This window comes from Anabaena sp. WA102 (genome assembly GCF_001277295.1).
Classification (GTDB): domain Bacteria; phylum Cyanobacteriota; class Cyanobacteriia; order Cyanobacteriales; family Nostocaceae; genus Dolichospermum; species Dolichospermum heterosporum.
In genome coordinates, this window is the sequence record NZ_CP011456.1 from 2,186,313 (window position 1) to 2,199,027 (window position 12,715).

Annotated in this window: 8 protein-coding genes; 1 reads left to right on the plus strand and 7 read right to left on the minus strand. The window is 40.6% G+C overall.

Annotated elements, in window-relative coordinates:
• Positions 1-48: 48 nt before the first annotated feature.
• The 3 genes from AA650_RS09515 to AA650_RS09525 all read right to left on the minus strand — a co-directional run bounded on the left by AA650_RS09515 (position 49) and on the right by AA650_RS09525 (position 3,413).
• The gene (locus AA650_RS09515; protein ID WP_053538826.1) at positions 49-789 is read right to left on the minus strand and encodes a hypothetical protein; all 741 of its coding nucleotides are present in this window, start codon (positions 787-789) and stop codon (positions 49-51) included.
• A 506-nt stretch (positions 790-1,295) separates the two neighbouring features.
• Positions 1,296-2,180 carry a hypothetical protein gene (locus AA650_RS09520; RefSeq protein ID WP_053538827.1) on the minus strand — a complete coding sequence of 295 codons (885 nt, stop codon included), beginning with the start codon at positions 2,178-2,180 and terminating at the stop codon, positions 1,296-1,298.
• 663 nt (positions 2,181-2,843) lie between these two features.
• On the minus strand, positions 2,844-3,413 hold the full coding sequence (locus AA650_RS09525; RefSeq protein WP_053538828.1) for a hypothetical protein: 570 nt from the start codon (positions 3,411-3,413) through the stop codon (positions 2,844-2,846).
• A 472-nt stretch (positions 3,414-3,885) separates the two neighbouring features.
• Here AA650_RS09525 and AA650_RS09530 point away from each other — a divergent pair, with 472 nt between their 5' ends.
• Complete coding sequence (locus tag AA650_RS09530) at positions 3,886-5,130, plus strand: AAA family ATPase (protein WP_053538829.1); 1,245 nt, start codon at positions 3,886-3,888, stop codon at positions 5,128-5,130.
• A gap of 541 nt (positions 5,131-5,671) precedes the next feature.
• Here the strand turns inward: AA650_RS09530 and AA650_RS09535 are convergent.
• From AA650_RS09535 to AA650_RS09550, 4 genes are all read right to left on the minus strand, one after another.
• On the minus strand, positions 5,672-5,899 hold the full coding sequence (locus AA650_RS09535; RefSeq protein WP_053538830.1) for a hypothetical protein: 228 nt from the start codon (positions 5,897-5,899) through the stop codon (positions 5,672-5,674).
• Positions 5,900-6,544: 645 nt separating this feature from the next.
• The gene (locus AA650_RS09540; protein ID WP_053538831.1) at positions 6,545-9,424 is read right to left on the minus strand and encodes a carboxypeptidase-like regulatory domain-containing protein; all 2,880 of its coding nucleotides are present in this window, start codon (positions 9,422-9,424) and stop codon (positions 6,545-6,547) included.
• 998 nt (positions 9,425-10,422) lie between these two features.
• Entirely contained in the window at positions 10,423-12,114 is a 1,692-nt protein-coding gene (gene ilvD, locus AA650_RS09545) for a dihydroxy-acid dehydratase (protein WP_053538832.1), read from the minus strand.
• Between the two features lie 211 nt (positions 12,115-12,325).
• Entirely contained in the window at positions 12,326-12,712 is a 387-nt protein-coding gene (locus AA650_RS09550) for a GxxExxY protein (RefSeq protein ID WP_053538833.1), read from the minus strand.
• Between the last annotated feature and the right edge of the window lie 3 nt (positions 12,713-12,715).

The window sequence follows — 12,715 nt, forward strand, 5'->3', positions numbered from 1 at the left end:
CCATTTTCAGGGGATATATTAAGCTCTCGGATAACTAAGAGAGGGTATTTATCTAGCTGTGATTAATTCCTGGTTTAAGGCTTCCGGTGCGTCTTGTAGAATGGGAAATTTAGGAGCTATAAATTTGGTGTTGATGATTTCTTGATAGGTTTCTAAATCTGTTTTCCAGTTGTTTAAACTTTGTGTAAGTGATGCAAGTCTGCCTTCCTTAGTTTCACCTGTAACGTTGTAGCTAAAGTTGCCAGAAAATAAGACAATGGGACTTGATGCTTGTTCTGGTTGGTGGAGTTGACCTTCGTTGATGCTGAGGTTAAATTGGGTATGTTTTAGGGTAAATGTTAATCTGATTGTTGGTTGAATAGGTTCTTGTCCCACTGTTTGCCAAGGTCCTGGAGCTAGTAAACCTTGCATATAGTTTTGCACTTCTGCTTCTCCATCTGTTTCTGTGGGACTGGCATAGCTGCGAAGATTAATTCCTATGGCTTGACATTCTATATTTGGTAATGCTTTGAGGTATTTGTGAGCGATCGCCGCAATTTGTAAATCTGCAATATTTTTATCTCCAAATACTTCTACAAACATCAGACGTTCCGGTTGAGCAACCAAACTCAGGGCATTTGTGAAAATAACTTGAGAACCTTGATCTCCTACTATTGGCTGTTGCGCTAGTTCCCAATCCATAGGGATAATATCGCTGCATTTGAGGAAATCGTGAGTCAGAATACGTGGGTTGTGGTTGCTGGTGGCAATGATAATGCTGAGGTCTTGAAATATGGTGTTAGGTTTCATGATGATGATGCTTTCCTGGATTTATATGGTTTTTGATACAAGGGATCTTCTAATTCTGAATTTAGTGGCTGTAGCGGGTCAGAATTATAGGAGTTTAGGTTCATGATATCATTTATGCTCATTCAAGCGAAGTCCTTACAAATTATATATTTTCAACACGAATTATTCATTTGATTCTGTAAATAGTTAACTGGGCGGTTAGAAACCGCGTCTACACAGGCAAAACCCAGATGGTGCGTGGGTTTAAATTCCCTTCATCTCATTCCCAGTCTCTGACTGGGAATGAATTCTAGAAGGCTCTGCCTTCAATGATATTAGAGGCAGAGCCTCATCAACTGCATTCCTAGTCAGATACTAGGAACGAGATGTGTTAGGGATTTGAGCTTAAGTTGACACCAATGAAGCTCTTGCTTTACCCCTACACATCTGGGTTTTTTGTCATTTGGCAAAAGTTTAAATCTCACCCGTGTTTAGTATACCTTGATTTTTTGATCCTTACTCAGCGATTATTTACTAGGTACAGTGAAGGAAAAATTAAAAGGGAGAACATTTTGGTTAGTCCTAGAATTTAATGCCCAACCTTTATTAACCCAAACAAGTTTTCCAGAAAAATTATAAGTCCCAGTGGGAAGAGGCTTTTCATCCTTTGTCGGATAACTAATCGGGAATTTACGGCTACTTTCAGCTACTATTGATGTAGGTAGGCCTACCTGACTGAGAATTTCCTTATCCCCTTGTTTAAGTGTCCATTCAATATAGGGACGAGTTGAACCATTACCAGTATTTTGGACACCAAGTAATATTTTTCGTTCTTTAGGATTATATTCAACGCCTGTAATGTTGAGATTGGCGGCAGTTTTACCTTGACGAGCATAAACGGTTGCCCCAATTCTGGTTACAAGACCCATTTTTACAGTGACTACATCCTTAGGTGCATTGGGGTTATCAGGAGATTCAGCTAATGATTGAACATACACTACCGCCCGATACTCTTTATTAGTGATATTTCTGGGAATACGAGTCACGAGTCGCACCTGTCTAGATTGTCCTGGTCCGACTGTTAACTCACGGGGAGAAAATACAATATAGGGGGAAAGGTCGGCTTTACTATTAGGTTCTGAAGCGAATCCTCCATCCGTATAGGAAAAAGGTTCGGTATAGAGTCGAGCGCGAACAGGGTCAGTAGTGCTGGCATTGACGATGGTAAATGCCCCTTCGGACTTACCACCTTCGCTATTTAACTCGACAATGCTTGGAATCAAATTTAAGGATTGTGCTTGAGCCATTTGGCCAGATAGCACCAGAGGGAGTCCGATAAAACTTCCCCAAGTAAGGACGCGGATACCAAAATTAAGGATATTTTGCAGAGAAGAAGGGTAAATAGTAAACATAAAGCACTTTCTGATGTTATGAGGTACAGTTTTTTATCGCAAAACTCGTAGGGGCGCAGGGCCTGCGCCCTCCATTGCGCCCTCCATTGCGCCCTTCATTGCGCCCTTCATTGCGCCCTCCATTGCGCCCTCCATTGCGCCCTCCATTGCGCCCTCCATTGTATTTCATAAGAATGAGAATTGCTGTAGGTATACTGAAAATAACTCTACTGATTTTGTCAGTCAGGTGCATTGCTTGTTTTTAAGGTTATAGCAAATTGTCATCAAACCCAGAACAAGAACCCTACCCCCTCTCCGCAAGCGATGAATGGGGCTAGGATGTACCTTGTAAGTAGTGAGACAGAATTAATTACACAATGTTATTGCGTTAGCGCAGCGTGGCGTTAGCCATACGGAACGAAGTGAAATCAAGCAATTCCAAGGGTTGTGATTGCTTCCCTTCGCTCGCAATGACTAAATATCTCCAAAAAAGAATGTAGAGACGTTCCATGGAACGTCTCTACAAGAGTTCTAGGATACGCACATTTAATTTCTGGAGATGTCTACTGTAAATATTTTTGTCCAATTACTTATGATTGGAAATCGCTGTAATTTAATCTAGCCATGCAGATACCTTTCATGGCAGGTATCTACATGGCTATGGGAACGCAGATTAAGTGCTGTCTATAGAGGAACTGCCGTTACTAAAACTGTATATTTGTAGACACCTACGGGAATAGTAGACTTAACTTGAGCGTTCATATCAACAGTCCAGTCTATTGGGTCAGTAACAGCAGTAAGGTCAGTACCAAGAATGAAACCATCGCTTCTGACAGAGGTACCAGCAAGGCCTGTACCAGGGGATGCGGTATAAGCTACTACGTTCCCCTGGATAGCGGCAGTGGCACTAGTTAAAACTGACTTGGTACTAATTAGAGTAAGAGGACTGTTGGCTGCATCAGCAACAGGAGTGTCTACAAAAAATACTGTGCCTGAGTTGCATGTAGATGTAAATGCTGCTGCGACTGGGCTGACACCACTAACTGGGTCCAGTGCTGCGTTATTGACAGCGCCAATAGTTCCCAGGTCACGACCTTTGGCTATAATTGTACCCGATTGGATATTGGTGAACAAACAGTTAGCCTGAGCAACACCTGTAAAGTCCACATTCAGTTCTTGGTCAGCCTTAGCTACGGGTGCTAATAAAAAAGAACCGCCTAATACAAGAGCAGAAATCAAAGAAATATGTTTCATTTTTTTAATACCTAAAGTAGATGTATCTGCCGAAGTTAGTTTTGATAAACAAAACAATTAACTCCAGTGTTATCACTATAATCCTTTTTCTATATGGTATGGACGAATTTAAGAAAGTTAAGTAAAGTTCATTAATTACAATTCTGAAAATCGGTTTATAATTTGGTTTTAGCTATTCAGGAAAAAAAATAAACTTAGTAAAATTTTCCTTAACTTCCTTAAATTCATCATTTTTTAAGTTGAGTCGTGAATGGGCGCAGAGAGCGGGTGGGGGATACCGAAAGATAGAGGAAATAAGTAAGAAAGTTAGATATACTAAATATCTCCCAAGCCTTAGATGCGCCCAGTCGTGAAAAACCAAAGAAATCGCCCTACATACTTATTAACCAAGTTGGGTGAGAAAAAAATAATTAATACTCTTACTGAAAACCACGTAAACCCTCGTAATAGAGTTACTTGGGTAAAGAAAAAGATGCAAAATACTAATAAAATTATAAGTGAAAATACGATTCGTAAAATTTTAACAAAGCAGGGTGTTGAAGAGTATGCAATTAAAATAGTATTTAAGGCATTGAATATATCATATAAGCGTAACGTAGATGTCATTTTAGTTTCAAAAGATATAAATACTGCGAAGAGTTGCCATCAAGACTTCTTTCCTGTTGAGAACAAACATTCTAATTTTTTCGGTAGAGATGATGACATAGCAAGGCTTAATACTCTAATCAATCAACATCGAAAAATGATTGTTATTCAGGGACCAGGAGGACTAGGTAAAACAACTTTAGCCAAGCAATATTTAGATAATCAAGGGTTTGATTTAGTTTTATCCCTAGAAATGGCTAGGGAGACTGGGAACATCATTAGCGTAGAAAGCGTAGTTGAAGAATGGCTGCAACAATACTTTGAACAAGAACCAGGAAGGGAATTTGGTATTGCACTCGCAAGATTAAAAAAACACTTGCAAAATCGCCAAGTCGGGATATTAATTGATAACTTAGAACCCGCACTAGATAAACATGGTAGGTTCATTCAAAATTATAGTCGTTATTTAGAATTATTCAGGGTTTTAGCTGATGCAACTGTGCAGTCATTTACGATAATTACTAGTAGAGAATGTTTATTTGATGACCGTGTTGATATAATCTCTCATTATTATTTAAGTAGATTAGGTGTATCAGCGTGGCAAGAATTTTTTGCATTTCACGAAGTCGAGATTGATATTTCTTTACTAGAAGAAATGCACATAAAATATGGGGGTAATGCAAAAGCTATGCACGCCCTAGTTGGGTCAATAAAAACAGATTATGAAGGAGATGCAACTGCTTATTGGCAAGAAAGTTGTACTTTGGTGGAAAGAGGATTAAAAAATTTAGTTGTCAATCAATTTAACCGATTGCAAAGTTTAAATCCAAATGCTTATAAGTTACTGTGTCGGTTAGGGTGTTATCGCTATCAAGATATACCGCAAGTTACCGAAGATGCCTTACTAGCTTTGTTGTGGGATATTCCTGACCAGCAAGAGCGTATGTATATAATTAGAAGTTTAAAAAATTTGCGTTTGTTTGAATTTGCCAAGGGGAAGTATTGGCTGCATCCACTGATTACAGAAGAGAGCGTAAAAAGGTTAAAATCAAGTCAAGAATGGGATGAAGTTAACCGAAAAGCCGCCGAATTTTGGAGAGGTAGTGTAACAGGGGAAACGCATCTATACTGAAAACGGTTAGTAGTTTAACCAAATATGAAACCCCTCTGGTAAACCTCTCCCTAACCCTCTCACTAACCCTCTCCTAAGAGGAGAGGGAAAAGGAATAATATTTACAGCAATTCTCGTTCTCATGAAATAGAATGGAGGGCGCAGGCCCTGCGCCCCTACGGGTTTGGCGATAAAAAAGTCCAGCTTCTAGCCGTTTTGAGTATACTAAACACGGGTGAGATTTAAACTTTTGCCAAATGACAAAGAACCCAGATGTGTAGCGGTAAAGCAAGAGCTTCATTGGTGTCAACTTAACGTAAAACATCTATCCCGCAAAGAACTCAAGTCATCTCATTCCCAGTCTCTGACTGGGAATGAATTCTAGAAGGCTCTGCCTTCAATGATATTAGAGACAGAGCCTCATTAACTGCATTCCTAGTCAGAGACTAGGAACGAGATGTGGTGGGGATTTTAGCTTAAGTTGACACCATTAAGCTTTTGCTTTACCCCTACGTTTAGAATCAAACAATCAAGCCGTTCTGAGTATATTTTGTGGCTTACTCTAAGCGACAGATGTTAACTCAAGACTTGCAGCAGGAGTCGCTGATTCTCCGTTATTGGGAGCAGACTGGTCTTCTGGAACATCTACATTTAAAACAGCACTAGGGGCGCTAGTTAGAAATTGAATTGCTCCTGCAACTTCTTTGTAAGGACAATTTTGCAGATAGCCAATCAATCCGTCCCGTTGACGATCTGTAATCAGATAAACGGTCTGTTTAACGTTACTCATAAAACCTCACGGTATGTGGAAAACTTTTTTGGGATTTTAGACATTCTGGCGTTTTTCCACCCTGTACGGGCAGAGTTACTTTAAACACGGTAAAAGTACATTAGTTGTCTCTAAACATACTATTAACAAGCAAACAGATTTAACTGTTCAATAGACATCTCCAGAGATTAAAGATCCTTGACCTTGACCCCCTGTAGTAGAGATGTTCCATGTAACGTCTCTACCATCTTTTCTGACCCAGGTTGGGACGCTCTACCACTTCTTCTAACATACTTCTAAGAGGGTGTTTGAAAAGTATTAAATAAAACCAATAATCTCCAAAAACCTAACCCCCCTGCCCCCCTTCCCTACGTTAGCGCAGCGTGCCGAAGGCTGGGAAGGGGGGTTTCAAGGCCTCTCCCCGCTTCGGGGAGAGGTTTGGAGAGGGGTTAATTTATACCTTGAAAACTTTTAAAACATCCTCTAAGATACAAGGTTGGACTGAGGTACGTTCACGAAGTGTGGCATTAGCCATAACCCAACAAATGCGTCGGGTTGCGCTGTCGTTTAACCCGACCTACAAAAAATGGACAAGGTATTGTTAATAAAATACACTATTATCTATTTTAGATCAATACTTTTTCTTTTATGTCTAACTCAGTTATATTACGGTTTAAGTCTCAAATTTAGCTGTTGATATGGTTCGGAGGATTGGCTTAGATCTATTGTTTTCGGTGCTGCGGGGATATTATTAATGAAAAGATTATAATTAGGGTCTATTAATCCCTCTAGATAATAGATACCGTCCGCACTAGTAATAGAAAAGACTCTGTGACTAGAGGTAGAAGACACAGCTTCAACCTTGGCACCAGACATAACTTTTCCTTGAGAATCAGTTGCAGTTCCTGATATCGTATAGGATCTAGCAAAGGGAATCAGGACTTCTGTAAAACCTCCCCCTGTAACTTCAATCCCTACAGCAGTATTTTTAGTAGGATACCAATCTAGAGGATAGCTAGAAGGATCTAAGTCAAGGCGATAAAGTCCTGGGTCAATGGGTACAACAATCTCATTATCAGTAACTTCTGATGGATATTGGGAAATAGGCTTGTTATTGAGAATCAAGAGTGAGTCGAATTTTTTGACAATTAAAGGCTCTGTTGGCTCTCTAGTACCGTTATTATTTTTATCTAAAAATGGTTTAAGTAGAATACCACTAAAAATGTCGCCTATAGGTGGAGAAGAATCTTTTAGGTAAACACCACGTTTGAAGTCAAAATTAGTTGATAGTGAAAGTTCAAATCTACCACTATTAGACCCCAAACCAACATTACTATAATTAGCTTGCAAAAATAAACCGGAAAAGATTTCGTGGGAGAAATTAGTCATAAATCCCGACCCATTTGAGCCAATAATATAACCTAATTCTACCTGCAATTTAGATTTATCTGGCTGAAAACGCCAATTGAGAGTTAGTAAAGAGTCCCCTTTAGAGTTGCTAGAACCAGGTGATGCAAGAGTTTGATAACTCAAACCCAGAGAATTATAGGAATTGCCTGCTTTTAATCTAGAGTTACCTAAGAGATTGTAAGTGAGGTTAGTTTTGGTAAGAAAATTACTACGAGAATGTTGGAGTTCAAGATTACCTATTTTGCCAGTTAAATCCCATTTTAGTTTGCTTACACTATTCCATTGTAGAGTTAGGGAAGCAGAAATTTTCCGGACTAATATATTAGTTCGCGCGCCAATGTTGTACCTAAATGGCGAACTAGCAGTGTAGTCATAGTTAAAATTACTAAATAGCGATAGACGGGGTAAAATAGTTCCACTAATATTCAAACTACTGCGTTGTAAATCTGTAGCTAAATTGGCTTTGATTTTAGGAGTGGGATTATACTGAATATTAGCATTAAAGTCCCAATCTGTGTTCAGAGTTGGAGTTAAAGCCGAAGCTGTAATTTGTAGGGGAGTATTTTCGGGTTGAAACAACAACTCTGTTGAGGCGGAAAAACCATTGTCATAACTAGCGATCGCTCCCAATGTCAGTTCTTGGGATACCCCATAACGATAGCTGGCAGCTAAAGACAAATCACTGAAAGTTCCTAAAAACTGTTTGTTATTAGTAAAATTATTGCGTCGTGTCCCGGCTGATACCATTAGAGAAGAAGTCTGGGAAGGCGACTGTCCAGGGATAATTGGGAGATTGACAATCCTTTCTTCGGGTTTAGATGTCAGTTTTCCTTGGGGATATAACAGTAATCGCACCTCAGAAAGGGTGACATCGTTAAAGCTGTATTTTCCTGATTCATCCACTAAAACCTCGGCAAAAAGCTGCTGATTATACCTAGAAAGTAATTGTACTAAAGTTCCTGGAGCGGCTTGACCTCTCACCGTTTGACCGAAACTGGTTGGCCGGACACGAGTATTTGCGTTTCCACCGTTCCCCAGGGGCATGGTAAATCCCCAGCGTTTGACGGCAGTTACACCCCAAAAAGGTTTGGGGCTAGTGCTACGCCAAAAGGGCTGTTGTGAGCCTATAAATAAATCGGTGGAGCTTTTGTTGAGAGTATAGCTGGCTGAACCTAATCTCAAAATGGTTTCATTTTTATTTTTGTCTTGGGTTCGTGTTTGATTGAGAGTAAGAAGCCATGATCCTCCTAGCAAGCTACCACTACTGGTAAATGTTCGGTTCTGACTACCACGAGAAGGGGAATTTTCGGTTGTTTCTTGTTTATTTATGGTGGTGACAGTGAATCGAGGCGCGGAAAGATGGGGGATATTCGTGAAGTCAATGGGCGGTTCAACGGGGACTTTGGTGGGGTCAGATTGGTTTGTGGCAGGATATTTAATTTGGATGCCATAATTATTAATGTCAAATTCTGGAGTAATACCAAACCAGTCTTTAACATCCCGTATAGACAACACAGCACCAATTTCGGGGTCGAGTTTGAGGCGGCTAAGATCAAGATTGAAGATAACTGTGCGTGATCGTAACTGTACCTGACCATTAGGCAAATTAGTCACCCGAATATTTAACGCCTTGATCATTGAATCATAGGGAACAAGCCAATCATCAAATTGAATTGCCTGAGAACCATCCTCAGTTCCCCTTATCAATGTACTTTTAACAACCATACGTCCATCTACTTCAATTGCAACAGGCAAAACACCCCATTGAGCAGCAATATTTTTAGGATCAATGGGGGGGATGGGTTGGGGGGATGGGTTGGGGGGAGAAGGGGCAGACTCATTAACTGGCGAGACTGCTGCGGTTTTAGGAACTTCTTGAGTAACTTCCTGATTTTTACTATTTGTTTCTTCTTTATTGAGTGGTTTGTTAGAGATTTTATCCGAGTATAGCTTATTTGAATCTATCACTCGCGGAATCTCTACTGTATCGGTAAACTCTTTAACTCCAGGCGTTATAGCAGGCTTAATTTGAGTTTGTGCAAATACAGCAACGGCAGGGTTTATATGCTTACAGTAGTGGTCATAATTAGGATGGTAGTTGAAACATTGGACAGATGGTAAAAAATAAAAAGTCATCTTTCTATATCCATGTATATCTAGAAAGAGTTCGATATACTCAACACGGCTTAATAATTTGATTCTGTGGGTAGGGGTAAAGCAAGAGCTTCATTGGTGTCAACTTAACGTAAAACCTGTAGCCCGCCTGGGAATGAATTCCCAGTCTAATAGCAGAAGTTGTCTGAAGATGACTAAATAACCCGGAAATTTTTGAGTAAGTAGGTGAACACAATAAAACCAAACTGTGTAAAGAAATGTAAAATCGCCCAAACCCTTTTCACTCTTGCCTCTTGCCTCTTGCCTTTTGCCTTGCCATAACGACAATTTTCAACGCTCACCTACTTAAACTAAAGTTTACTTTCGCTATTAGCCCGGAAATTCATTTCTGGGTGGGTGTGGAAGCCAACAAATAAGACATCTGTAGCTTAAGTTGACACCATTAAGCTTTTGCTTTACCCCTACAAATCTAGGTTTTTCGTAATTTTGTAAAAGTCCATGTCTCAACCGTGTTTAGTATAGTTAGTTATCTATAAGTAGGTGAACACAATAAAACCAATCTGTGTAAAGAAAAGTAAAATCGCCTAAACCCTCTTCACTCTTGCCTCTTGCCTTTTGCCTCTTGCCTTGCCATAACGACGATTTTCAATGCTAACCTACTTAAGTATTTGTGGTTGATGTGATGTATTTTTGTTTTTGGATTGTCAAAGTATTAATGCGACTAAACTAAGAGGATATTTAAAATTTTTTTAATGTATAAATCAATTTCTCTGGTAAACGTTCACGGAGCAATCAGCATGAAACCCAACAAATGCGTTGGGTTGTGCTGTCGCTTAACCCAACTACAGAAAGTGTACAAGGTAAGTAGTGAGACAGAATTAATTACACAATGTCATTGCGTTAGCGCAGCGTGGCGTTAGCTATATGGAACGAAGTGAAATGAAGCAATTCCAAGGGTTGTGATTGCTTCCCTTCGCTCGCAATGACTGTAAATATTTTTGTCCAATTACTTATTGCTGCTAGTTAGCAAATAAGTCCAAATCTGTGACTGCACCTACACTGCTGGAGGATACCAATTTGGCATATTTGGCAAGTACGCCTTTGGTATATCTGGGTGGAAGTGGTTGCCAATTTGCGCGACGGATGGCTAATTCTGCATCTGATATATTCAGTTGTAATAGACGATTATGGGCATCTATGGTAATGCTATCACCTTCTGCTACTAGGGCGATCGCACCACCTACAGCCGCTTCTGGGGCAACGTGGCCGACTACCATGCCGTAAGTACCACCGGAGAAACGTCCGTCGGTAATTAAGCCTACGGAGTCTCCTAAACCAGCACCAATAATGGCGGAGGTAGGGGCTAACATTTCTCTCATGCCGGGTCCACCTTTTGGTCCTTCGTAACGGATCACAATGACATCACCGGCTGTGATTTTTCCAGCGAGGATGGCATCTAAACAGGATTCTTCTGATTCAAATACCCTGGCGGGTCCTGTAATAACTGGCTTTTTGACTCCGGTAATTTTTGCTACTGCCCCTTCTGTGGCGAGGTTGCCTTTGAGAATGGCTAGGTGTCCCTGGGCATACATGGGGTTATTCCAGGGACGAATTACGTCTTGGTCTGGGCGTGGTTCGGCGGGGATATCTGCTAAAACTTCGGCGACGGTTTGCCCGGAAATGGTGATACAGTCTCCATGCAGTAAGTCATGGACTAGAAGCATTTTCATGACTTGGGGAATTCCGCCGGCTTTGTGTAAGTCTGTGGCTACATATTTACCACTGGGTTTTAAATCACAGATGACGGGAACTCTACCGCGAATGGTTTCAAAGTCGTCTATGGTTAATTCTACACCAGCAGCGCGGGCGATCGCTAAAAAATGTAATACTGCATTGGTTGAACCACCTACCGCCATAATTACAGAAATGGCGTTTTCTATGGATTTACGGGTGATGATTTGCCGAGGTAATATCTGCTTGCGAATAGCTTCAACGAGGACAACGGCTGATTGTTCCGTACTGTCGGCTTTTTCTGGGTCTTCTGCGGCCATAGTTGAGGAATAGGGTAAACTCATGCCCATTGCTTCAAATGCTGAAGACATGGTATTGGCTGTAAACATCCCTCCACATGACCCTGCACCGGGGCAAGCACCGCGTTCAACTGCTAACAGTTCATTTTCGTCAATTTTCCCGGCACTGTATTGACCAACGGCTTCAAAGGAACTGACAACGGTTAAGTCTTTACCCTCATAATGTCCGGGTTTGATTGTTCCACCATAGACAAAGATAGCAGGGATATTCATCCGCGCCATTGCTAACATTGCCCCAGGCATATTTTTATCACAACCACCAATTGCTAATACACCGTCCATACTTTGGGCGCTACAGGCTGTTTCAATGGAATCAGCGATGACTTCCCGTGATACTAGGGAGTATTTCATCCCTTCTGTTCCCATAGAAATCCCGTCACTGACAGTAATTGTCCCGAAAATTTGGGGCATGGCACCGGCGGCTTTTACAGCAGTTTGCGCCCTTTGTGCCAGTTCGTTAATCCCCATGTTACAGGGGGTGATGGTGCTGTAACCATTGGCTACACCGACTATGGCTTTGTTAAAATCTTCATCTTGAAAACCGACAGCCCGCAGCATGGCACGATTAGGCGATCGCTGTACCCCTTGTGTGATAGCTTTACTTTTAAGATTTTCTGACATCTATCTTTTTTCCTTCTTTACTATTATTGTTTAGTCTTCAGTATTCCTTATACCAAATTAAGATGTAGCTGCATAGAATCAGATTTTTGGAATTTTAACCGCAGATGCACGCAGATTAACGCTGATAAAGACGGATGAATTAAATAAATCCTGTACATCCTGATTCAGACAATTAAAATCCTGAAAATCCCATAATCCCGAAAATCCTGATTCAGACAAAAACACCTTTATATTTAGGATTAAATATCTTTTTAAACTGAAGACTCACAGCGCCAAAATTAATCAGCAACCCCACAGGAAAATCATAAGCGACAACATAATTTTTTACCTGTGATAAATGCACATCCTCCAAATTGATCAGCGCCTTCAACTCCACAATAACCTGGTCTTCCACCAGAAAATCTGCCCTGCGCGTACCCACATCAACACCATCATAATAAATAACTTTTTCCACCTCCCGACCAAAATTTAAACCCGCCTTTTTCAACTCAATTTCTAAACATCTTTGATAAATAACCTCCTGAAAACCATTACCCAGAGTATTATGTACCTTCATCGCACAACCATTAACCTTATATGTTATCTCATCCAACTTCATATA

What these genes read in the sequence shown, in the direction of transcription:
- AA650_RS09520 (WP_053538827.1), bottom strand. Translation starts at nt 2,180, where the DNA reads ATGTTTACTATTTACCCTTCTTCTCTGCAAAATATCCTTAATTTTGGT.
- AA650_RS09515 (WP_053538826.1), bottom strand. Translation starts at nt 789, where the DNA reads ATGAAACCTAACACCATATTTCAAGACCTCAGCATTATCATTGCCACC.
- AA650_RS09530 (WP_053538829.1), top strand. Translation starts at nt 3,886, where the DNA reads ATGCAAAATACTAATAAAATTATAAGTGAAAATACGATTCGTAAAATT.
- ilvD (WP_053538832.1), bottom strand. Translation starts at nt 12,114, where the DNA reads ATGTCAGAAAATCTTAAAAGTAAAGCTATCACACAAGGGGTACAGCGA.
- AA650_RS09550 (WP_053538833.1), bottom strand. Translation starts at nt 12,712, where the DNA reads ATGAAGTTGGATGAGATAACATATAAGGTTAATGGTTGTGCGATGAAG.
- AA650_RS09535 (WP_053538830.1), bottom strand. Translation starts at nt 5,899, where the DNA reads ATGAGTAACGTTAAACAGACCGTTTATCTGATTACAGATCGTCAACGG.
- AA650_RS09525 (WP_053538828.1), bottom strand. Translation starts at nt 3,413, where the DNA reads ATGAAACATATTTCTTTGATTTCTGCTCTTGTATTAGGCGGTTCTTTT.
- AA650_RS09540 (WP_053538831.1), bottom strand. Translation starts at nt 9,424, where the DNA reads ATGACTTTTTATTTTTTACCATCTGTCCAATGTTTCAACTACCATCCT.